Source organism: Neisseria iguanae, from assembly GCF_003013245.1.
GTDB classification, from domain to species: domain Bacteria; phylum Pseudomonadota; class Gammaproteobacteria; order Burkholderiales; family Neisseriaceae; genus Neisseria; species Neisseria iguanae.
Genome location: NZ_PXYY01000001.1, coordinates 45,339 through 65,594, shown reverse-complemented (window position 1 = coordinate 65,594; position 20,256 = coordinate 45,339). Strand labels below are relative to the sequence as shown.

The following is a 20,256-nucleotide window of genomic DNA, read 5'->3' as shown; positions in this document are numbered from 1 at the left end:
AAAAAATAAATAATAAAACAGGTTTCCGGATAATCAGCCAGGCAAATTTGCTTTATAATACGATTAATTACAATCCACTACTTTATTTTATTCCGATAGCAAGGAGAAACCCGTATGCGAATTTTACTGACCGGCTCAAAAGGCCAATTGGCCCATTGTCTGCGCGACTGTTTTCCTGAGCATTGGGAATTGATTGCCACAGATTCAACTTCTTTAAACATCACCGATGCCGAAGCCGTGAACAACATGGTACAAAATTTCCAACCCGATATCGTGGTCAATACCGCTGCCTATAACGCTGTCGACAAAGCCGAAACCGACGTGAACAATGCCTTTGCCGTGAATGCCCAAGCCGTTCACCATCTTGCCGCCGCTGCGCAAAAGATTCATGCCCGCTTTATCCATGTTTCCACCGATTATGTGTTTGACGGTACCAACAAAAGCCCTTATCGCACCACCGATGCCACCAATCCGCAAAACGTTTACGGCAAGAGCAAACTCGCAGGCGAACTCTTGGCTTTGGCCGCACATCCTGAAGCCGTCATCATCCGTACCTCATGGTTGTTTAGCGAATACGGCAATAATTTTGTCAAAACTATGATTCGCTTGGCCGGCGAACGCGATAGCTTATCCGTTGTCAACGACCAAATCGGCAATCCGACCTATGCCGGCGATTTAGCCGCCACTATTATCAGCCTCATTGTCGAACCGGAAATACATCGGGGCATTTACCATTACTGTGGCAATAAATCCGTCAGCTGGTATGAATTTGCCGATGCCATATTCCAAACGGCGGCAAAACACATTGATGGTTTCAAAATGCCCGAACTGAAAGGCATTCCAAGCAGCGGCCATCCGCTTCCTGCGTCCCGCCCGACTTACAGCGTAATGGACAATCATAAAATCGAACGTGATTTCAAAATCAAAGCTTCCGATTGGCAAAAAGCCTTGAACGAAATCATGAGCAAATTAAACTGAGCCACGTATAAAAAAGGCCGCCTGAAACACGAGTCCGATGCGTTTCAGGCGGCCTTTTTTATACGTTAAAATCTTCACCATGATGCGCCATGATAACCACTAACAGAAAAAGACAACAATTTTACATATTCGCTGTATTCAATTCTATAAAAAGCGCTTATCCTATACCAACATGACATCTCACAATAAAAATATAATCTGTACAAAGCAACAAAGTGAAAGGAAGTATCATTATGCAACATCGTCGACGCCAGTCAATTTTTCAGGCTGCCAAACGCGCCTCTTTTAGCAACAAACCGACGACTCCTGCTACCGCGCAAAGCCGTTAATTAAAATCAGGGTGTGCCATGCTGAGTCACACCTTTACCCTTTTCAAATGCCGTCTGAATCTTCAGACGGCATTTCCACATCATGACTACGCTTTAATATACGCACCAACTTGTCTTCATCTAAAAACCAATGGCAGATCTCTTGTTGATCATGCAGCAGTACCGGCACCCATTCATTGTATTTTTCTTCCAAAACCAGATCTTCATCAACATCAACCACGTCCAGTTCAAAACCGAATTCCTTCTGAAACGGCTGTAATTGGTCACGCATTTTCTGGCACAGACTGCAATATTCACGGAACATAAAAGTCAGTTTCATTATCTTCTCCTTCGTTAGTATGCCTTGGCGATGCTACACCAACACCAGTGAAATCAGGATAATCGGCAACAATGTGGCCTCAGCAATAAGGGATAGCCGACAGAACCGACCTCCGCCAAACCGTTTAACGCGGCCAATTCAGGATTCAAGCCGGCGTATAACCATAAAATATTCCGGCTTGAGCACATCGGTAACTGGTCGCGTCGCGTGGCAATGACATTAAACATCATCATCGGCATGCCGATTTTAATAACAAGCTGACCCAAATGTCGAACTGTTCACGACTGGAAACCTTCTGTCACAACGCACCGTAACCGATGGCAATCACCAAAAAAGCGGTGTAATAATGGTAAAAACGGCTGAGATAACGATTCGAAAAGGGGAATCAAAACGTTCCGAAGCAGGCAGACAGCTATTGTAAAACAGAATGCGCATATAAAGGCCGTCTGAAAAAAGATTTCTCTATCTTCTTTCAGACGGCCTTTATATTGCTCATTTATCCAGCAAACAAATTATGTTTTCTTTTTAAACACCGCATTCAAAATACAGCCCAAAATAAAACCGGCCACCGCAGGCACAACCCAGCCCAAACCGGTGTCGTATAACGGCAATACGTTGTTGACGGCTGCAGCTGTGTTATCACTGAAACCGAATGCTGCTTTATAGGCATCTAAAATACCGACAATCAAAGTAAAGAAAATCGTACAGATATAGACGATGCGTCCGCCACCGAACAAATTGTGCAAAAACGCCAGTAAAATAATCACCACTGTCAGCGGATACAGCAACATCAACACCGGAATCGAGAAGCTGATGATACCGGCCAAACCTTTGTTGGCAAAACCCATAGACACCAAGGTAAAAATAGCCACAAAAGTTTTGTAGGGAATGCCAGGACACAAGCGGTTGAAAAATTCTGCGTTGGCCACAATCAAGCCAATCGCAGTACTCAAACAAGCCAAGAAAACGATGACGCTCAGCAGGATATTGCCGCCGTTGCCAAAGTAATATTGCGCCGTTTTCGACAATACCGCCGCGCCGTTTTCCTGCACGCCCAAGCCGGCGACACTGGTCGCCCCCATATAGCCGATCATCAGGTAAACGAATGCCAAGCAAGTAGCGGCCACCACTCCGGAAACAGTCGTAGTGCGCAGCAATTCGGCACGGTCATCTACACCCATGGCGCGCACGGCATCAATCACAATGATGGCAAAAACCAACGATGCCAACGCATCCATGGTGCCGTAACCTTCCAAAATACCTTTGACGAACGGACGAACCGCAAAATCACCCTGCGGCGCGGTCAGCCCGCCCCCGCCCATCGGATTCATAACGGCGTAACCCATCAAAACAGTAATCGTCACTAACAACACAGGTGTCAGGACTTTACCAATACGGCTCACCAGTTTGCCCGGCGACAACGACAGCCAATAAGCGACGCCGAAAAAGAACAAGCTGAATAATGCCAGACCCAACGTTTTGCTTTCTTCGCTGATATACGGCACGATACCGACTTCAAACGATACCGTTGCCGTACGCGGCGTGGCAAACGAAGGGCCAATGGCCAAATACAAAGCCGAAGCAAATAAAATACCGTATAAAGGCGTCACACGTGATGCCAATACCTGCACATCGCGCGAATTGGAATAACCAATCGCAATCACCCCCAATAAAGGCAACCCTGCACCGGTCAGCAAAAAGCCGAGCATGGCGGAAAACCAATTTTCACCAGCCTGTTGTCCCAAAAAAGCAGGGAAAATCAAATTACCCGCGCCAAAAAACAAAGCAAACAGCATCAGACCCACGGCCCACAGTGATGCCTTTTGATTTCCTGAAGAATTCATGTGTAACACCTGTTTTTCTTATCTGTACAATAAAACATCATGCGCAATATCGGCTTGAACAAACCGCATACATGACCGATTTCATCTTTACTTTTCACAATAAAACCAAAGTCAGCTGCTTTAACAACGCCAACGGTTTCGCTACAAAAATGTAAAGCAGGTGTCAAGAATAGTCAAATTTCCAAAAACCAGCAACTTATTTTTAATGATTCCCAAATATTTTCTGTTACAACGGTAAACTTAAACCGCATCGAACGGCGTACTTTTTTACACTATCTTATCTCTCACCCGAAATTGAAAGGCCGTCTGAAAAACTTTTTGAAATCATCAGATTTAAAAAGCTTTTCAGACGGCCTTGATGCATTCTCCGACTCAGGCTTGAATGGTAATCCCCGCAGTTACTGTGGTTTGCGCGGATGTTCCGGCATTCAGGAATGAAGCGGCCAAATCGCTGCAACAGCCGCAACAAGTTGCCACACCCAATTGGTCTTGCAAATCACTCATGGTCACCGCACCTGCAGCAACAGATTCTTTGATGTCGTGGTCAGTAATGGCGTTACAAATGCATACAAACATGTGCGTGCTCCTGATTCCATCTCAATAATGAGATTTAGTTTTATTCTTAAACATAAATATAAATAAAAACAGTTTCTATTGCAATCGCTTAAAAGTACAAAACTATTGGAATTTTTTTATTGGATTTCAAATCTTAATAAAATTACTCAAATATATACAAACAACTGATTTACAAGTAAAAACCGTCTGCAAACATAATCTGTTTTCAGACGGCCTTATTAACGCTGCATCATTAAGCCAACACACCTAAAATCACACTCCCCGCTTTAAATACCGCCGTGGCATATTGGCCCGGGTGCAAATCAAGCTGCTCGGTACTTTGCACGGTAACCCCCGCATGGATATAGATATGATTGCCTAAATCCAAAGTGACAATCGAATTGACCGCACCTCGTTCGACGTGGGTGATGATGCCTTTAAGCTGGTTGCGGGCAGAAAGTTTGATGTTGTCCAAATCAGTGGCAATAATGATGTTGGTGGATTTAACCAAAGCAATCGCCGTAACGCCTACTTTCAAGCCCAATTCGGCGCAGCTTTCGCTGGTAATGGTGACGACCAATTCATGATTGCTCGGCAAAACCAATACTACTTGGCTGTGAATACCGCCAGTTTGAATGCTTTTTACTACACCGGCAAATTGATTGCGTGCGCTGGTTTTCATAATACCTCTCCAATGTTCAGACGGCCTTCTGATTTAAGGCCCTCTGAAACTCAGTTTCTCGGATGATGTTGCTCGACTATGCTTTTTAAGCGTTGGTTGGCAACGTGGGTGTAAATTTGAGTCGTGCTGATGTCGGCATGCCCTAATAAAGTTTGCACCACGCGCAAATCAGCGCCGTGATTAACCAGATGCGTGGCAAATGCATGACGCAGTCCGTGCGGGCTCAATGTAGTCATACCTGCTGCTTCGGCGTATTCTTTCACAATCATCCACGCCAGTTGGCGGGAAATGCCGACACGCTTTTGGCTGACGAACAATTCACCGCACATTTTTTCTTTCAGCAATAATGGGCGCGCTTCCTGCTGATAACGTTCAATCCAATACACTGCCTCACCACCCAACGGCACTAGACGCTGCTTACCGCCCTTACCAATGGTGCGAATCCAGCCTTTGTTCAAATCAATGTCGCCAACCTGCAATTTCACCGCTTCGGTCACGCGCAAGCCGGTAGCGTACATCACTTCCAATAATGCCTTGTCGCGCAAACCGTGCGGTGTGTCGGTATCAGGAGCACCCAGCAGCTTGTCGATTTGGTTTTCGGTAATCAGCTTCGGTAATTTTTGTGCCTGCTTGGGTGCCTTTAAAAATACGGTAGGATTGTCGCTTCGCTGCTCAGTTTCTTCCAGCCATGCATACAGCCTTTTACATGCCGACAATGCCCGTGCTTGCGAACTCGGTTTTTCAACCGCATCATACACCGCTTCTGCCAAATCTTCGCGCGCGACATTCAACCAATCAAGCTTTTTATGGCGTAAGCGTGCCGCGACTTTTTCCAAATCCAGACGGTAGCTTTGAAGTGTATTTTGGCTTAAGCGGTGGTTGAGCCAGAGATGTTCCAAAAGGTTTTCGATTAAGGTGTTCATTATTATCCAACTCATCTGAAAAATATAATGCTTTCGACGGCCTGTTATCTTTGGGATTTTTACAAAAAAAGAGTAAGGTTAGAACACCGTCTAAAATTGAGCGGTATTTTTTATAAAAAATTCAACCAGCCTTATTTTTTATCATCAATTTTTGCTGTGCCACTACTTTATTCATCATGCGAATAAATACCTCCTGTTCATCGTCCGTCAGCACCGACAAGGCGGTTTGGTTGATATTTTGGGCGATGACGGTGGCTTTTTCTTGCAAATCTTTAGCATGGTTGGTCAGTTTAATCAGGCGAATACGTGCGTCCGTTGGGTGGGGTATTCGCACAATCAAGCCGTCTCGCTCCATTCTGGCAAGCGTATTGGCAATGGTCGCTTGCTTTAAATCGGCAATTTCCACGAGTTCATTTTGGCTCAGTCCGTCTTGTTCCCACAGGGTCAGCAAAATGGGGAATTGGGCAGGCGACACGCCTAAAGGGTTAAGCCCTTCATTTAACAAAATGGCGAATTGGCGGGCGATGTGGTTCATCAAATAGCCTGCAGACGTTGTTTTTTGCATAAAAATTTACTTGTAAAACAATTAATTAAAGAATTTCACCAGTAAAATATAAATAGCTTGCTATATAAATATATAGTATGTTAATTATTTTATGTTTAATAGTTGGCTATTCTTTTGGAGAAAGTTATGAAAACTCAAACTGCTTACGGTCTTGTCGCACGTTATCTGCATTGGGGCATGGCGTTGTGTTACGGATCAATGTTTGCAACTGCAATCGCTTGGAATATGAATGACACCCTGAAATTTTTGATGAATCCGCACCGTGCCATTGGCATTCTGCTGCTGATTTTAACAGTGTTTCGGTTGATTTGGGCAATCACGCACGCCAAATAGTCACCGGCCAATAGCTTTACGGTAAAATTGGGACATAGGGCTTTGTATGTATTGATGTTGGCGGTGCCTGTGGTGGGCGTGGTTCGCCAGGTGGGGATTACCAAGCACAATCAAGCCTTAATTGATGCGGGTAACGCTTGGCATGGCATATTTGCGTGGGTGCTTTTGGTGTTGGTGGCCGGTCATATTGGTATGGTGGCTGTTCATCATGTCAAGGGCGACAAGATTTTAAAACGTATGATTTAACCCTTTTAAATTATGACGCGCTAACCGTTTCCAACACTTCCTGCGCATGGCCGGTTACTTTCACCTTGCGCCATTCGTGTGCGATTTCACCCTGCCCGCTCAATACAAATGTGCTGCGCTCTATGCCCAAGGATTCTTTGCCGTAGAGCTTTTTCAGCTTGATAACATCAAACATTTTGCACACGGTTTCTTCTTTGTCGCTCAGCAATTCAAACTGAAAACCTTGTTTAGCGCAGAAATTTTGATGCGCTTTCACACCATCACGCGAAATGCCGACCACGGTGTAGCCTAATGCTTTAAATTGATCTAATCGGGCATTAAAATCCAAACCTTCGGTTGTGCAGCCGGGTGTGCTGTCTTTCGGGTAAAAATACACAATCAAAGGTAGGTGATCGTCAGAGTGAAAATCTTCACCACTGCTGGATGGAAGGGTAAATTCATATTTCGACATGATGGATTCCGTTTCAGACGGCCTGTTGTTTCAGACTATTTTTCACTTAAATTCAGATAATTGCGGCTACCTTGCAAATCACCTACGGCCTGCAGCAGCAATTCAAAATGCTCGTCGTTACCATTTACATCCAATTCATCGGCATTCACAATCAGCAAGGGGGCATTTTGATAAAGGTGGAAAAAGCGGCTGTATCCTTCATGGATGCGGTTGAGATAGCCGGCTGGAAACAGATTCACCACGCCGTCACCGCGCTTTTGCAGGCGTTTGCGGTTGGTATCGGCAGCAGTTTGCAGGTAAATCACCAAATCCGGCAAGGGATATTGCGGCATAGTACGGCGTTTCAGCTCCCAGAATAAGGTTTGTTCCTTATCATTCAACACCACCGGCACGAAAACCTGATCTTTTTCTAACAGAAAATCCGCCACAATCATGCTGCCTTTCTCTTCTTCAGCGTTAATCAGATCCACGCTTTCGGCTCGGCGCATCAGAAAAAACAGCTCGGTCGCCAAACCGTGATTATTGGCATTGGCATAAAATTGCGCCAAAAATGGATTTTGGTCGGCATTTTCTGGCAGATGTAGCGCATTGAAATGGGCAGCCAAACGGCGGCTCAATTCTGATTTGCCGCTACCGATGGCACCTTCAACCGCAATATAACGATAGTTCATTTTGATTCCCTAATCTGTCTTTTTATTGTCAGACCGTATTTTATCAGACCCTGCAATAGTGAACAGTATAAAGATGCTGTCTGAAAGTGGTTAGGATTTTTTCAGACGGCCTATTTATCCGCTTCACTCAATAACTGAATGCCATTATCTCCCAACCGTGCGGCAATATCGGCAGCTTTACCTTGTTGACCCAATTCAAAATCAGGCAGGATTTCGGCCAGTGGCTTCATCACAAAACTGCGCTCGTGCGCACGCGGATGTGGTAAAGTCAAATGCGGATCGTCACTGCTTTGGTGATGGTAGTCGATGATGTCTAAATCCAGCGTGCGCGGCGCATTACGGAATGTGCGTTCGCGGCCGAAATCCGCCTCAATTTGATTCAATACTGCCAACAAAGCAACGCCTTCCAAACCGGTGCATACCGTACACACAGCGTTCACAAAATCCGGCTGATTGTCATAGCCGACCGGAGTCGTGATGTAGAGTGAAGAAGTTCGTTCAATCTCAATCTGTGGATGGGCAGCAATCGCTGCCAACGCTGCGCGAACCTGTTGGGCAGGGTTTTGCAGATTGCTGCCCAATGCAATGATGGCGGATTTTCGGTTCGACATATTCAGACGGCCTCAGAAATAAGGTTTGAATAAAGCCATATACACAATCGTGGCCACACAGGCCATGGCGCATAAATAGGTAATATAGAATTTGCGCGAACGCGGCGCAGCACGCATCATCACCACACCAAAGCCGATGTACACCAATAATAAAACAATTTTGACGGCCAACCAAGGTGCGTTAAACGGGGTGAAATGAGTGAGTTTCATCAACCACAAGCCGGTAAACAGCAACATGGTATCGTTCAAATGCGGCAAGGCTTTCAATACCCCGGCCAAAGGTTTTTGCGGATTTTTCCACAACAAGAAAAAACGCAAGGTAAACAATAAAATGGTAATTGCCACAAAAAACATATGGCTGTGTTTAACAATCAGATATTGCATGGCAGGGTCGCGGAGAGTTTGAGAATAACGCTATTTTACCCTAAACATTCATTTCTAACGTAACTTTTGTATCGCCAACATATAAGGCGGATGATTTTGGCGGTTGATAAAATGATATTTCAACACGGCAAATTCTTGTTGCGGCAACGATTGCGCCCATGCTTCTATTGCTTCGGTTTCCGCACGGCCCGAATCGTGACCGGGGTATAACACTGCCACTACAATGCCGTTGGGATTTAACAGCGACAAGGTACTGTTTAACGCGGCAAGGCTGCTATCGGCCAACGTAGTCACGTTTTTATCGCCACCCGGCAACCAGCCGAAATTGAACACCGCTGCATCCAATCCCTGACAGATATAACGTTCGATATATTGGTGGCTGTCGTGAACCAAAGCAACTCGACTAAGCAAATTTTCCGCCATCAATCTGGCCTTGGTCTGCTCGGTGGCTTGTTTTTGCACATCAAATGCCCATACTTTGCCACAATTGCCTACTGCCTCGGCTAAAAAAACCGTATCGTGACCGTTCCCGGCCGTACCGTCTAAAGCAATGTCGCCATTTTGCAAATGACTGGCTAATAATTGATGGGTAAAGGGAAGAATATTCTGAATCGGCATCACATTCTCTCCATTGCGTTTGAAAGGCCTTCTGAAAATAAAAATACCTTACCGCCAAACGGTAAGGTATCAAAAAAATAATGACCTGCATTATTCTACCGGCTGGGTTTCCACTTGCCCTGACGCAACTACTTGTGGTTGGGCTGCCGGTTTGTTTTCGTGCTGCAAGCTTACCGCACGGGCCGGAACAATGGTTGAAATAGCATGTTTGTAAACCATCTGAGTGACTGAAGTATTACGCAGCAAAACAACGTATTGGTCGAATGATTCCACTTGGCCTTGCAGCTTAATGCCGTTAACCAAGTAAATCGAAACCGGTACGTGCTCTTTACGCAACGCATTCAAAAAAGGATCTTGTAACATTTGTCCTTTAGCTGTCATATTCTTTACTCCGTTATTATGATTTTAAGGAAAGCTGTGAATAGCTTTATGGGCGATTGTAGCCTTGAATATGGATTTTTACCAATAATTTTGGGTAAGAATATGCAAACTTTTTAATACGGTCTATTTGTTTATCTGGCTTGATTTTCCTTACTATGTAGCTTGTTTTTTGTTTAAATATTTACTCTATTTACCTTATCTCTTTCATCTTTTTCAACTTTATTTGCTATACGGCATTTTTGACAACTTAGCCAACCACACTATGTGCAAAACAAGACCGGCAAACGAAATTTTGCTTTCGTTTGCCGGTCTTGTTTTATTTGCTGTGTTGTTTTTTCACGCTGACTTGGCGCTTCTTGGCTTTGCCGCCGCTATTGCGCACTTTTTCACCCTTACGTTCTTCACGTTTGGCGATACGGTTGCTGTAGGCCGCACGGCGCAATGGTTTCTTCTTCGGCTTATCTTCTTTTTCTTCGTAAGGGTTTTCCGAAACATTATACTGAATCCGCAACGGCGTACCTTGGAGATTAAAAGCTTTGCGGAAAGTTTGGGTCAGATAACGTGTGTAACTGTCAGAAATCAAGTGCAGGGAGTTACCGTGCACCACAATCACCGGCGGATTCATGCCGCCTTGGTGGGCATAACGCATTTTCGGACGGGTCCGGCCCGAACGCGGCGGTTGTTGGCGCTCAACGGCAGTCTGAAGTACACGGGTGATTTTCGGTGTCGGCATTTTAATCATAGCTGCCTCGTAAGCCGCTTGAATACTGTCGAATAAACCGTCAATGCCACGCTCTTTCAAAGCAGAAATAAAGTGGAATTTAGCAAAATCAAGGAAATACAGCTTGCGGTTGATATCGCGCTTGACTTGCCCTCGGCACTCTTCGCTCATACCGTCCCATTTATTCACCGCCACTACCAATGCACGCCCTGCTTCCAAAGCAAAACCGGCAATCGTGGCATCTTGGTCGGCGATGTCTTGCTGCGCATCCAATACCAATACCGCGACATTGGCCGCTTCAATCGCCTGCATGGCTTTAATCACCGAGAATTTTTCAACCGCCTTATCCACTTTGCCTCGACGACGCACACCGGCGGTGTCGATGATGGTAAACGGCTTGCCTTCGCGCTCGAAATCGATATAGATACTGTCGCGCGTGGTACCCGCCATGTCGAATGCAATCACGCGCTCTTCACCCAAAATGGCATTCACCAATGTGGACTTGCCGACATTCGGCCGGCCGATCACGGCAAAAACCGGATGTTTGGCGATTTCTTCCTCTTTTTCCGGCTCTGGAAATTCTGCCAAAATGTCTTCAATCAGATAATACACACCATCGCCGTGCGCACCGGAAATCACATACGGGTCACCTAATGCCAATTCGTAAAACTCGGCAGACAACACTGCCTGATTGCCGCCTTCGCTTTTGTTCACAGCCAAATAAACCGGACGCGGATTTTGGCGCAAACGGTCGGCAATGATTTTGTCTTGCGGGGTCAGACCTGTGCGCGCATCAACCAAAAACACTACCGCATCGGCTTCATCAACCGCTTGCAGGGTTTGGCGCGCCATTTCGTGCAAGATACCGCTGTCGACTACTGGCTCGAAACCTCCGGTATCAACCACCAAATAAGGTTTGCTGCCGATTTTGCCGTGACCGTAATGGCGGTCGCGCGTTAAGCCGGGCAAATCGTGTACCAACGCGTCTTTGGTACGTGTCAATCGGTTGAATAAGGTGGATTTGCCGACATTCGGCCGCCCCACCAGTGCAATCGTTGGTTTCATTTTTTCTCTTTCTTGCGTTTTCAGGCGGCCTATTATTCGGCAGGCCGTCTGAAAACACACAAGGGCTTGCCGGACATAATCCCGACAAGCCTGCTGTTCTTATCATAAATCCACATCATCCGCGCCAAACCATTTGCAGCCCATATTGCATGATTGGTTAACGTATTCCATCAATATGGTTTCAGACGGCCTTATTTTTGCGAATCCAATTTCATTTGAAGCAATTCGCGGCTCCCCGAATCTTTCGGTAATTTTGCTAATGCCTGCTCATAGCTGGCAGCCGCTTCTTTGGCTTTGTTTTGCGCCACAAAAACATCGCCTTTGGTTTCCAGCAACAAGGCTTCGTAGTTGGGATCAACTTTTGTATCCAAGGCGGCTAAAGCTTCATCATATTTCTTCTGCTGTAACTTTACCACAGCCAAACGCTGCACTGCCAATGCTTGAACCAACGGCTCTTTTTGGTTTTTCAATACCCAGTTCAAATGGCCTGAAGCCACGTCGTAACGACCGGCATCAAATTCGCTAGCCGCTACCATCAACGTGGCTTGTGCTGCCGGAATGGTATCGGCAAAGTTTTGCTGAAGGTTTTTCAAATCGACATTAATGGCTTTGGTATCGCCCTTGTTTTGCGCCTTTTCAACCAGTTGCGCCAACACGCCTGCCGCTTCTTGGCTTTTTTTCACCAAATGGCTTTGATACATGGTATAGCCCAAGTAACCCAATGCAACCAGCATCAGCAGGGCAAACAGCCAACGGCCGGTGCTTTTCCAAAAGTATTTGAAATTGTCTAACTCTTGTTGTTCTTCCAAATGAGCTGCCATTTATACGTTCTTCCATTGTTGTAAAGTATTGATTAAATCAGCGGCTGCCACAGTAATCTGGCCTTTTTCGCCCTGCATGTCTTTCAGTGTGACTTTGCCTTCGGCCAATTCGTCTTGCGCCACAATCAGCGCGAAACGTGCGCCGCTAGCATCGGCTTTTTTCATTTGCGCATTCAGTTTTTGATAACCCGAATGCTGCAACACATTCAAACCGGCTGCGCGTAAGGCTTGCGCGTATTGCATCACTTTCAAATCCGCACCTTCACCTTGGTGCATGGCATACACGTCCGGCGCAGCATTCACTTTCAACGAGCCGTATTCGTGTACCAGCAACAGCAAACGCTCAATACCCATCGCAAAACCGATGGAAGCCGCCGGCTTGCCACCCAACTCTTCAATCAAACCGTCATAACGGCCGCCACCGCATACTGTGGCCTGCGCACCGAGTTTTTCAGTCGTCCATTCAAATACGGTCTGGTTGTAGTAATCCAAGCCGCGAACCAGGCGCGGGTTTTCGACATATTCGATTTGCAAGCCGTCAAGCAGGGCTTTAAAGCGGTTGTAGTGTGCCAGAGACTCTTCGCCCAAATAATCAATCAGGCACGGAGCCGCATTGCAGATTTCCTGCAAACCGGGATTTTTGGTGTCCAGCACGCGCAAGGGATTGCTTTTCAGACGGCGTTTGCTGTCTTCATCTAATTGGTCTTCATATTCAGTCAGATAAGCCACCAACGCGGCACGATAGGCGGCGCGTTCTTTCCGATTGCCCAAGCTGTTGATTTCCAGCGTCAAATAATCCCTGATACCCAGTTTGTTCCACAAATCAGCCGACATCGCAGTAATTTCGGCATCGATGTCCGGCCCTGCAAAACCCAACGCCTCGATACCGACTTGGTGAAATTGGCGGTAACGGCCTTTTTGCGGACGTTCCCGGCGGAACATCGGCCCCATATACCATAATTTCTGCGGGTTGTTGTATAAAAGATTATGCTCTACCACCGCGCGCAAACACGAAGCCGTGCCTTCGGGACGCAGGCTCAGGCTGAGTGAATCATTGGAATCGGAAAAGGTGTACATTTCTTTGCCGACCACATCGGTTTCCTCGCCGATAGAACGCACAAACAAACCGGTCTGTTCCACAATCGGCGTACGGATTTGCTGATAGCCGTAAGCGCGTGCCCATTGGCTGACCGTATCTTCAAATGCCTGCCAAAAAGCGGCGGTGAGTTTGAAATCTTTTTGTTCGACAGGCAAAAGGTCGTTCATGCCTTTTACGGATTGGATTTTTTGTGCCATTTTTTTAAACAGAATGGGAAATCAAATAGTCGGTTATTATAGCGGATTTTTCAGACTTTGTGAGTTTCGGAAAAGGAACAACAAGGCCGTCTGAAAGATTTGCGGTTTCTTTCAGACAGCCTTTGGGAATAGTATTACCGATTAGCAACCGCTTTTTCTTCTAAAAATTTCTGCTGCATTTTGATAAACGGATCTTTGCCATCGACACGGGTTACTTCATACAGCGCAGGGGTAGCAACCGTGCCTTCCGGTAGCGGATTGTTCAGCTCCTGCCGCATTTTGGCAGTGGCGGCTTGGAACTCGGCAGGTGATGCCCATTGTGCGATGTTGATTAATTGGTATTTGCCGTCAGCATCGATATTACGGTGCAGGCGTGTATTGATGTAGCCGGGTTGTTTCGCCAAAAAGTCACGCGATTTTTCCCATGAAACAATGGCTTCATCGACTTTGCCTTGTGGCACTTCAAACACATTAATCAGCGTGACCTGCTCTGCGTATTTTTTCGCAAATTTTTTCGGACCAAAGCCGAAGCAGCCTGCCACCATTAACACAGCAGTGATTGAAGTAGCAATAACGGCGGATTTTTTGAAATTGGTTTTCATGATTCAGACCTTTCGATATGGATAAAACGGGTTTCAGGTTGGAAAACAGCGCAGTTCAAGCCATACGCTGCCAGATTTTTTCGCCTTTGCATTGGTGGATTACTGTCATCATCACATGACCGGCTACCAGCAACAGCAAACCGAATGCCAGCAACCCGTGTGCATTGCCGAATGCTGCTTCTGCCTGCTGTGCCATGCCTGAAGCCGGTACGGCAAACATAGCGGCGTAAAGTGCCAAATGACCGATACGGGTGGCGGTATTATTGTGCGGACGATGGCGGAAGTTTTTAACAGCCAGCACAAAGCGGAACAGGGTCATCAGCAGCAGTAAAATTCCTACTGCGCGGTGCACGTTAATCAAATAAGTTAAATTTTCGTTCACATTCCATGCCAGCGCAGTGCCGAACATAATCAGATAACAAGCAGCCATCAGCCAATGAAACCGGCGGGTAAAGGTGCTGTAACGTTGTGGGGTGTCAGTTTTCATGATTGCGATTCCTTATAGGTTTTAATGCTGTATTTTTCAGACGGCCTATGCTTGCACTTTTGCAGCCGTGCGGCTTTTCACGGCGGTTACACCGTCGCGAATATTCAATCCCATCATGATCAGGTTGGCAGCACCTGCGATTAATTCGATGATTTGCACGGTGTAAAACATGCCGTTAAATTCACCGGCCTGCGCCAAGCGGTTGAGATAAAAAGCGCAAGGCAGCAACACCAGCAGACCGTTGAGGGCAATTTTCGGCATGCGGCGGCAATGAGCGGATTGCTGCGGCCTCCCAATTTATTACCGGTAATGCCGATTGCTGCCATTACAGGGATAAATACAATAAAGGCGCACACAATATTGCTTCACAGCAGCAACAGCGGCCTGCGATAAAAACAGTTCGGCAATCACCGTACTGCTCCCAAAAGACAGGATAAACAGAAAGCCAGAAATACCTGCGATGATGTGGATGATTTTTAAAGTTTGACGGTTCATGATGGTCTCCTTAGTTTGAGTTATCGTTTAACATGAAAACCAGTTTACAAATTTGTAAAGTGGTTGTCAAATTTATGAGTGTTAATTTTTGAAAAATTGACAACTGATTGCCTATTATTTATGATAGATACAACTGGAAGATAATCGGTCTTTAGACTTACAACCCTATAATAACTGTCTGAATCCGATTTTAAACAGATAATCGATTACCCAGCGCTTCTTTATTATTTCTTCAGACGGCCGTTAAATGACTCTTTTATTTACGACAACTGATTACCATTTTTTACTGATTAAATTAATATTTGTAAGGCATCATCATGAATACCCACTCCCACGCCTTCGGCCTGCTGACCACACAGGTTTTCCAAGCCAACGGTTTGTTAATCCATTGGGGCGACCAATTTGTCGCCGATTTGGGGCTGACTTCCGCCCGCTGGCAGATGCTCGGGGCACTCAATCTGGCCAAACAGCCGCAAACCTCACCACAAATCGCCGAACGCATGGGCATTACCCGTCAAGGTGCTCAGAAACAGTTGAATTTATTGCAAGAGAGCGGCTTAATCGAAGCACACGACAATCCGGCACACAAACGCTCGCCGCTGTATTCATTAACCGAACAAGGCAAAGCGGTATATGCCGAAGTGTATGCACGCTGGGAAAAAACGGCGGAAAAATGGTCGGCTGATTTGAGTCCGGCAGAATTGGCGGTGGCGGCGAAGGTACTGGCGCATTTGGTGGCGCAGGTGAAGATGGAAGAATGATGCAGGTACGTACGCCGCGCTGCTTTTTCACGGCGTAACCGTACGCACGCTGTCAAAAAATCCAGCTATTTCAAAAAACAATCAATGCCGTCTGAAAAATTCCCATTTCAGACGGTATTTAGGATGGTGCTTGCGTACGGTTACGCCGTGAAAAAGCAGTGAGACTAACCGTACCTACAATGGCAAACCCTGAAAAACACACACGCTACAATCCACCCTATGAAAAAACGTATCAACCCCCTACCCTTACTCGACGGTATCAAACCCAGCTACTTGGTGCTGCCGCATGAAAAAACCTTTTACGGCAAGCCCTTGCTGGATTTTTTATGCGTGCGTTTTCCTTCTGTCGGGCAGGAAAACTGGCAGGTGCGGCTCAATAGCGGTTTTGTGGTCGGTGCAGACGGCAAGCCTTTGAGCGAACATACCGTGTTTGTACCCGGCGAAGTGATGTATTACTACCGCGAAACCAGCCGTGATGACGAGCCGCGCATTCCGTTTGACGAAAAAATCCTGCACATCGACGAGCATTTGATTGTGGTCGATAAACCGCATTTTTTACCAGTGATTCCCAGCGGCCGCTTTTTGCGCGAAACCTTGCTGACACGGCTGCGCCTGCATCCGGATTTACAGCATTTGAATGTCGCCGACATTACGCCGCTGCACCGCTTGGACAAAGACACCGCCGGGGTAATACTGCTGTCGCATAATCCGGCCTCCCGGCGTGATTATCAAATCATGTTTCAGGAAAAAACGGTACACAAGGTTTATAAGGCAGTTGCGCCGCTGCGTACCGATTTGGTTTATCCGGTGGAAGTCCGTTCGCGCATGGTACGCGGAGATATGTTTTTCCTCACCAAAGAAGTCGAAGGCGAACCGAATGCACATACGGTGATTGAGTTAATCGAACAACGCGGCAACTACGGCTTGTACCGCCTCTATCCGCATACCGGTAAAAAACACCAGCTTCGCGTGCACATGATGCGTTTGGATATGCCGCTGCTCAATGACGCGCTGTATCCGACCGTAGCGGCAGCGGGTGATGAAGATTATGAAAAACCGTTGAAATTATTGGCAAAACGTATTGCGTTTCAAGATCCGATAAGTGGAGAGATACGGCATTTTGAGAGTAAACAAAGTTTGTAAAACAAAAATGCCGTCTGAAACACCTTTGCAAAGCTTATCAGCTTTACAGTTGTGTTTCAGACGGCATTTTATTCCAAATCAAATCAAATCAAACAGTCTGAATCGGAATCACCTTATTTTGGCTGCGTTTTACACCGCCTTCGCGATAGTTTTCTTTCACATATTCTTCGACAATGGACAAAAACTCGGCTGCAATATTATCACCCTTCAAAGTAACCTTGCGTTCACCATCCACATATACCGGCGCAACCGGTGTTTCACCCGTACCCGGCAGGCTGATGCCAATGTCGGCCAGTTTGCTCTCACCCGGCCCGTTGACTACGCAGCCCATCACGGCCACGTTTAAGGATTCCACCCCCGGATAAATCGTGCGCCACACATTCATTTTTTGGCGCAGATAATTCTGAACATCTTGTGCTAACTCTTGGAATACCGTGCTGGTGGTTCGTCCGCAACCGGGACAGGCTGTCACCATCGGCGTAAACGAACGCAAGCCCATGGTTTGCAGAATCTCCTGACCGACAATGACTTCCTGGGTACGCGAACTGCCCGGCTCTGGCGTTAAAGAAATACGGATGGTGTCGCCAATGCCTTCCTGCAGCAATACCGCCAAAGCTGCCGTTGATGCCACAATGCCCTTACTGCCCATACCGGCTTCGGTCAAACCCAGATGCAGCGGATATTGGCAGCGGCTGCTCAGCTCACGATACACTTGGATCAAGTCTTGCACCGAGCTTACTTTACACGACAAAATGATTTTGTCTTCCGGCAAACCCAAGTTGGCTGCTTTTTCAGCCGATTCCAAGGCGGAAACAATCAAAGCTTCTTTCATTACCTCTTCCGGCGGACGCGGCACAGCCAAAGCCATATTGGCGTCCATCATACGCTTAGCCAAACTTTGATCCAAAGAACCCCAGTTCACACCAATGCGCACGGCTTTGTTGTTTTCGGCAGCAGTGCGAATCATGTAGGCAAACTTTTCGTCCCCTTTCACACCTTTGCCGACATTACCCGGATTAATGCGATATTTTGACAACGCCTTGCCGCACTCGGGATATTCGGCCAATAATCGCTCGCCGTTAAAGTGAAAATCACCGACCAACGGCGTGTTGTAGCCCATATCGTCAAGGCGCTGGCGGATTTCGGTAACTTTGGAAGCCGCTTCAGGACTATTAACAGTAATCCGCACCATTTCCGAACCGGCATCACTCAATTCTTTAACTTGTAAAGCCGTACCTTCTGCATCAGCAGTATCGGTATTGGTCATGGACTGCACCACCACCGGAGCGCTCGAACCGACAGTCAGGTGGTCGATTTGTACTTGATGTGTTTGGCGGCGTTTGAGTGTATTCATGTTTATTTTTTTCCTGCGATAAAGGTGGCAGACTGTTTGCCCGGCGCACGGTATTCAACCGGACGAATTGTTGTGCCGCCATAATTCGCTTCAGCACCTGCAGCAATACCAACCCAGACTTCATAAGGTGCACCGCCTTTAAAACGCCGCTCGCTGCCGGCCGGAATGATATTGCTGAATACCATTTTGCCGTCTTTATCATGAATAATCAGATTACTGCGGTATTGGACTTTCACCCACAATTCATCGGCAGCCACTTCGATTTTCGGCTCGGAAGCGGAAGAAGCAGCAACGGCTGTTGAAGCCGCAGCGATGACCTGTGTATCTTGATCGGGCATTTTCGATACTCCGACATTACTGGCTTTCAAAGCCGGGGCTTGCAGACTGTTTTGCACGGCACTGCTGTCTTGTGTATATTGATGAGTGTTTTCCAAGTTGGATTTATTCTGCCAAGCATAAATGCCGCCGACAATTAATACCAACGCAGCTACTCCTAAAATCCATTTGGGAAAACCGTTTTTTTCTACGCTTGGGTAGTTAAAACCGGCATCTTTCTCGCGCTTTACCGCATAAACGTGATCAGCTGCTTGCGGCACAACGGCTTTCAGACGGCTTGCAATGTCCCGCTCTTCCATTTTCAATAAGCGTGCATACGAGCGCAGAAAACCGGTAGCAAATACCAAGCCGGAGAAGCTGGAATAATCTCCTTTTTCCAAATCTTGGATTTGTTCGGCTGATAATTTCAGACGGCCTGCGATTTCACTAATACTAATGCCCCGCTTCTCACGCAATTGGCGCAATTCGTTACCTAATACTTTTGCTGCTTCGATGTTGTGTGCTGGTTTTTGTTGGTTTTCCATGTATTATCGACCTGTTGTCACTGCCTGTAGTTCTTCGGAATAAGGGAAATTAGCCCTTAATTGTGCCTCATACTCGTAAGCCGCTTGGGTATTGCCCAATGCATTAGCCAAACGCCAGCCCAACAGCAAATCATCTGCCTGCAAAACATCAACCTTACTTTGGTATTGGCGGAAGTAATAATCGGCATCGTTCAGACTGCCTGCCAACATTTTGGTTCGTGCCAATTCTTTAAACGCAGGCGGAAATTGTGGTGCGGCAGCCAAAGAGCGTTCCAAATACGCTTCAGCCAACGAAAATTGACCCATTTTCGCGCTGCAAATGCCTTTGTTTAAATTCGCCACATACGGGCTGGGATAAGTCGGATCCGACAAGGCTTTGTCGAAATATTGAATCGACTCGGCCGGATTATTCATCCGACTGCACACAAACCAGCCGTAGTTGTTGTTGATTTCCGCACTATCCGGCTTCAACGATAAAGCTTTCAAAAAGCTTTCTTGCGCTTTATCCTGCACCTTTAAATATTGATAAATCTGCGCGCGTACCAACCAAGCCACTTCGTTTTTGGAATTTGAACTTAAAGCATCTTCAATTGCCTGCGTTGCCTGACGGTAGTCTTGGACACTCATGTATTCCAAAGCCAATTGGGTTTTAATGTTGGAAACCTGTTGCGCACGCTCGCGCGGACTCGGACCGGACGCACCGGCACACGCCGCCAATGCTAAGATTAAAATTAAAGACTGTAAAATGTTTACTTTCATTG

General features: G+C 46.6%; 26 protein-coding genes and 1 pseudogene. 4 read left to right on the top strand and 23 right to left on the bottom strand.

From position 1 onward, the window contains the following. The first annotated feature begins 114 nt into the window (after positions 1 to 114). Positions 115 to 978: a dTDP-4-dehydrorhamnose reductase gene (gene rfbD / locus C7N83_RS00335; RefSeq protein ID WP_106739780.1), complete on the top strand. Its 864-nt coding sequence runs from the start codon at positions 115 to 117 to the stop codon at positions 976 to 978. Positions 979 to 1,350: 372 nt separating this feature from the next. Here rfbD and C7N83_RS00330 read toward each other — a convergent pair whose 3' ends face one another. The 7 genes from C7N83_RS00330 to C7N83_RS00300 form a co-directional block, all read right to left on the bottom strand. Next, the gene (locus C7N83_RS00330; protein WP_106739779.1) at positions 1,351 to 1,626 is read right to left on the bottom strand and encodes a glutaredoxin family protein; all 276 of its coding nucleotides are present in this window, start codon (positions 1,624 to 1,626) and stop codon (positions 1,351 to 1,353) included. Between the two features lie 53 nt (positions 1,627 to 1,679). Beyond that, the gene (locus tag C7N83_RS00325; RefSeq protein WP_106739777.1) at positions 1,680 to 1,892 is read right to left on the bottom strand and encodes a hypothetical protein; all 213 of its coding nucleotides are present in this window, start codon (positions 1,890 to 1,892) and stop codon (positions 1,680 to 1,682) included. Between the two features lie 246 nt (positions 1,893 to 2,138). After that, a complete protein-coding gene (brnQ, locus tag C7N83_RS00320) occupies positions 2,139 to 3,470 on the bottom strand; it encodes a branched-chain amino acid transport system II carrier protein (protein WP_106739775.1) in 1,332 nt (443 codons plus the stop codon). Between the two features lie 372 nt (positions 3,471 to 3,842). Next, on the bottom strand, positions 3,843 to 4,046 hold the full coding sequence (locus tag C7N83_RS00315; RefSeq protein WP_106739774.1) for a (2Fe-2S)-binding protein: 204 nt from the start codon (positions 4,044 to 4,046) through the stop codon (positions 3,843 to 3,845). Between the two features lie 232 nt (positions 4,047 to 4,278). Continuing rightward, on the bottom strand, positions 4,279 to 4,707 hold the full coding sequence (locus C7N83_RS00310; protein WP_106739772.1) for a TOBE domain-containing protein: 429 nt from the start codon (positions 4,705 to 4,707) through the stop codon (positions 4,279 to 4,281). 50 nt (positions 4,708 to 4,757) lie between these two features. Next, positions 4,758 to 5,630 carry a site-specific tyrosine recombinase XerD gene (xerD, locus tag C7N83_RS00305; RefSeq protein WP_170064741.1) on the bottom strand — a complete coding sequence of 291 codons (873 nt, stop codon included), beginning with the start codon at positions 5,628 to 5,630 and terminating at the stop codon, positions 4,758 to 4,760. Positions 5,631 to 5,751: 121 nt separating this feature from the next. Then, positions 5,752 to 6,195: a MarR family winged helix-turn-helix transcriptional regulator gene (locus C7N83_RS00300; RefSeq protein WP_245911057.1), complete on the bottom strand. Its 444-nt coding sequence runs from the start codon at positions 6,193 to 6,195 to the stop codon at positions 5,752 to 5,754. Between the two features lie 126 nt (positions 6,196 to 6,321). On the opposite strand from C7N83_RS00300, the pseudogene C7N83_RS15510 reads away from it, so the two are divergent. Beyond that, a pseudogene (locus tag C7N83_RS15510) lies at positions 6,322 to 6,774 on the top strand (cytochrome b). Positions 6,775 to 6,784: 10 nt separating this feature from the next. Here C7N83_RS15510 and C7N83_RS00290 read toward each other — a convergent pair. The 13 genes from C7N83_RS00290 to C7N83_RS15500 form a co-directional block, all read right to left on the bottom strand. Continuing rightward, positions 6,785 to 7,225 (bottom strand): peroxiredoxin, encoded by a 441-nt coding sequence (locus C7N83_RS00290; RefSeq protein ID WP_170064740.1) that lies wholly within the window; start codon positions 7,223 to 7,225, stop codon positions 6,785 to 6,787. 35 nt (positions 7,226 to 7,260) lie between these two features. Then, positions 7,261 to 7,896 (bottom strand): deoxynucleoside kinase, encoded by a 636-nt coding sequence (locus C7N83_RS00285; RefSeq protein ID WP_106739768.1) that lies wholly within the window; start codon positions 7,894 to 7,896, stop codon positions 7,261 to 7,263. Between the two features lie 110 nt (positions 7,897 to 8,006). Continuing rightward, positions 8,007 to 8,507 (bottom strand): 2-amino-4-hydroxy-6-hydroxymethyldihydropteridine diphosphokinase, encoded by a 501-nt coding sequence (gene folK / locus C7N83_RS00280; protein ID WP_106739767.1) that lies wholly within the window; start codon positions 8,505 to 8,507, stop codon positions 8,007 to 8,009. A gap of 12 nt (positions 8,508 to 8,519) precedes the next feature. Further along, positions 8,520 to 8,891 (bottom strand): SirB2 family protein, encoded by a 372-nt coding sequence (locus C7N83_RS00275; RefSeq protein ID WP_106739765.1) that lies wholly within the window; start codon positions 8,889 to 8,891, stop codon positions 8,520 to 8,522. A 54-nt stretch (positions 8,892 to 8,945) separates the two neighbouring features. Then, the gene (gene mnmM / locus C7N83_RS00270) at positions 8,946 to 9,509 is read right to left on the bottom strand and encodes a tRNA 5-(aminomethyl)-2-thiouridylate-methyltransferase MnmM (protein WP_106739764.1); all 564 of its coding nucleotides are present in this window, start codon (positions 9,507 to 9,509) and stop codon (positions 8,946 to 8,948) included. Between the two features lie 90 nt (positions 9,510 to 9,599). Further along, on the bottom strand, positions 9,600 to 9,890 hold the full coding sequence (hfq, locus tag C7N83_RS00265; RefSeq protein ID WP_106739762.1) for an RNA chaperone Hfq: 291 nt from the start codon (positions 9,888 to 9,890) through the stop codon (positions 9,600 to 9,602). Between the two features lie 316 nt (positions 9,891 to 10,206). Then, entirely contained in the window at positions 10,207 to 11,676 is a 1,470-nt protein-coding gene (gene der, locus C7N83_RS00260; RefSeq protein ID WP_106739760.1) for a ribosome biogenesis GTPase Der, read from the bottom strand. Positions 11,677 to 11,867: 191 nt separating this feature from the next. Further along, positions 11,868 to 12,497, bottom strand: coding sequence for a YfgM family protein (locus C7N83_RS00255; protein ID WP_106739759.1), 630 nt, complete (start codon positions 12,495 to 12,497; stop codon positions 11,868 to 11,870). Beyond that, positions 12,498 to 13,793: a histidine--tRNA ligase gene (hisS, locus tag C7N83_RS00250; protein WP_106739757.1), complete on the bottom strand. Its 1,296-nt coding sequence runs from the start codon at positions 13,791 to 13,793 to the stop codon at positions 12,498 to 12,500. 134 nt (positions 13,794 to 13,927) lie between these two features. Continuing rightward, positions 13,928 to 14,395: an antibiotic biosynthesis monooxygenase family protein gene (locus tag C7N83_RS00245; protein ID WP_106739755.1), complete on the bottom strand. Its 468-nt coding sequence runs from the start codon at positions 14,393 to 14,395 to the stop codon at positions 13,928 to 13,930. Positions 14,396 to 14,450: 55 nt separating this feature from the next. Then, positions 14,451 to 14,882, bottom strand: a complete 432-nt coding sequence (locus tag C7N83_RS00240) for a cytochrome b (protein WP_106739754.1) — start codon at positions 14,880 to 14,882, stop codon at positions 14,451 to 14,453. A gap of 45 nt (positions 14,883 to 14,927) precedes the next feature. After that, positions 14,928 to 15,143, bottom strand: coding sequence for a hypothetical protein (locus C7N83_RS15505; RefSeq protein ID WP_245911056.1), 216 nt, complete (start codon positions 15,141 to 15,143; stop codon positions 14,928 to 14,930). 39 nt (positions 15,144 to 15,182) lie between these two features. Beyond that, entirely contained in the window at positions 15,183 to 15,377 is a 195-nt protein-coding gene (locus C7N83_RS15500; RefSeq protein ID WP_245911055.1) for a hypothetical protein, read from the bottom strand. Positions 15,378 to 15,694: 317 nt separating this feature from the next. On the opposite strand from C7N83_RS15500, the gene C7N83_RS00230 reads away from it, so the two are divergent. Next, positions 15,695 to 16,138, top strand: a complete 444-nt coding sequence (locus tag C7N83_RS00230; protein WP_106739752.1) for a MarR family winged helix-turn-helix transcriptional regulator — start codon at positions 15,695 to 15,697, stop codon at positions 16,136 to 16,138. A 219-nt stretch (positions 16,139 to 16,357) separates the two neighbouring features. Then, positions 16,358 to 17,281, top strand: coding sequence for a pseudouridine synthase (locus tag C7N83_RS00225; protein WP_106739750.1), 924 nt, complete (start codon positions 16,358 to 16,360; stop codon positions 17,279 to 17,281). An 88-nt stretch (positions 17,282 to 17,369) separates the two neighbouring features. On the opposite strand, the gene ispG is transcribed toward C7N83_RS00225, so the two are convergent. The 3 genes from ispG to pilW are packed head-to-tail and all read right to left on the bottom strand — an operon-like array spanning position 17,370 to position 20,254. After that, entirely contained in the window at positions 17,370 to 18,635 is a 1,266-nt protein-coding gene (gene ispG, locus C7N83_RS00220) for a flavodoxin-dependent (E)-4-hydroxy-3-methylbut-2-enyl-diphosphate synthase (protein ID WP_106739749.1), read from the bottom strand. A gap of 2 nt (positions 18,636 to 18,637) precedes the next feature. Continuing rightward, positions 18,638 to 19,495, bottom strand: coding sequence for a helix-turn-helix domain-containing protein (locus C7N83_RS00215; protein WP_106739747.1), 858 nt, complete (start codon positions 19,493 to 19,495; stop codon positions 18,638 to 18,640). 3 nt (positions 19,496 to 19,498) lie between these two features. Next, positions 19,499 to 20,254: a type IV pilus biogenesis/stability protein PilW gene (pilW, locus tag C7N83_RS00210; RefSeq protein WP_106739745.1), complete on the bottom strand. Its 756-nt coding sequence runs from the start codon at positions 20,252 to 20,254 to the stop codon at positions 19,499 to 19,501. Between the last annotated feature and the right edge of the window lie 2 nt (positions 20,255 to 20,256).

Coding starts and splice junctions, on each gene's coding strand:
- rfbD (WP_106739780.1), top strand. CDS start 115: ATGCGAATTTTACTGACCGGCTCAAAAGGCCAATTGGCCCATTGTCTG.
- C7N83_RS00330 (WP_106739779.1), bottom strand. CDS start 1,626: ATGAAACTGACTTTTATGTTCCGTGAATATTGCAGTCTGTGCCAGAAA.
- brnQ (WP_106739775.1), bottom strand. CDS start 3,470: ATGAATTCTTCAGGAAATCAAAAGGCATCACTGTGGGCCGTGGGTCTG.
- C7N83_RS00315 (WP_106739774.1), bottom strand. CDS start 4,046: ATGTTTGTATGCATTTGTAACGCCATTACTGACCACGACATCAAAGAA.
- C7N83_RS00310 (WP_106739772.1), bottom strand. CDS start 4,707: ATGAAAACCAGCGCACGCAATCAATTTGCCGGTGTAGTAAAAAGCATT.
- xerD (WP_170064741.1), bottom strand. CDS start 5,630: ATGAACACCTTAATCGAAAACCTTTTGGAACATCTCTGGCTCAACCAC.
- C7N83_RS00300 (WP_245911057.1), bottom strand. CDS start 6,195: ATGCAAAAAACAACGTCTGCAGGCTATTTGATGAACCACATCGCCCGC.
- C7N83_RS00290 (WP_170064740.1), bottom strand. CDS start 7,225: ATGTCGAAATATGAATTTACCCTTCCATCCAGCAGTGGTGAAGATTTT.
- C7N83_RS00285 (WP_106739768.1), bottom strand. CDS start 7,896: ATGAACTATCGTTATATTGCGGTTGAAGGTGCCATCGGTAGCGGCAAA.
- folK (WP_106739767.1), bottom strand. CDS start 8,507: ATGTCGAACCGAAAATCCGCCATCATTGCATTGGGCAGCAATCTGCAA.
- C7N83_RS00275 (WP_106739765.1), bottom strand. CDS start 8,891: ATGCAATATCTGATTGTTAAACACAGCCATATGTTTTTTGTGGCAATT.
- mnmM (WP_106739764.1), bottom strand. CDS start 9,509: ATGCCGATTCAGAATATTCTTCCCTTTACCCATCAATTATTAGCCAGT.
- hfq (WP_106739762.1), bottom strand. CDS start 9,890: ATGACAGCTAAAGGACAAATGTTACAAGATCCTTTTTTGAATGCGTTG.
- der (WP_106739760.1), bottom strand. CDS start 11,676: ATGAAACCAACGATTGCACTGGTGGGGCGGCCGAATGTCGGCAAATCC.
- C7N83_RS00255 (WP_106739759.1), bottom strand. CDS start 12,497: ATGGCAGCTCATTTGGAAGAACAACAAGAGTTAGACAATTTCAAATAC.
- hisS (WP_106739757.1), bottom strand. CDS start 13,793: ATGGCACAAAAAATCCAATCCGTAAAAGGCATGAACGACCTTTTGCCT.
- C7N83_RS00245 (WP_106739755.1), bottom strand. CDS start 14,395: ATGAAAACCAATTTCAAAAAATCCGCCGTTATTGCTACTTCAATCACT.
- C7N83_RS00240 (WP_106739754.1), bottom strand. CDS start 14,882: ATGAAAACTGACACCCCACAACGTTACAGCACCTTTACCCGCCGGTTT.
- C7N83_RS15505 (WP_245911056.1), bottom strand. CDS start 15,143: ATGCCGAAAATTGCCCTCAACGGTCTGCTGGTGTTGCTGCCTTGCGCT.
- C7N83_RS15500 (WP_245911055.1), bottom strand. CDS start 15,377: ATGAACCGTCAAACTTTAAAAATCATCCACATCATCGCAGGTATTTCT.
- C7N83_RS00230 (WP_106739752.1), top strand. CDS start 15,695: ATGAATACCCACTCCCACGCCTTCGGCCTGCTGACCACACAGGTTTTC.
- C7N83_RS00225 (WP_106739750.1), top strand. CDS start 16,358: ATGAAAAAACGTATCAACCCCCTACCCTTACTCGACGGTATCAAACCC.
- ispG (WP_106739749.1), bottom strand. CDS start 18,635: ATGAATACACTCAAACGCCGCCAAACACATCAAGTACAAATCGACCAC.
- C7N83_RS00215 (WP_106739747.1), bottom strand. CDS start 19,495: ATGGAAAACCAACAAAAACCAGCACACAACATCGAAGCAGCAAAAGTA.
- pilW (WP_106739745.1), bottom strand. CDS start 20,254: ATGAAAGTAAACATTTTACAGTCTTTAATTTTAATCTTAGCATTGGCG.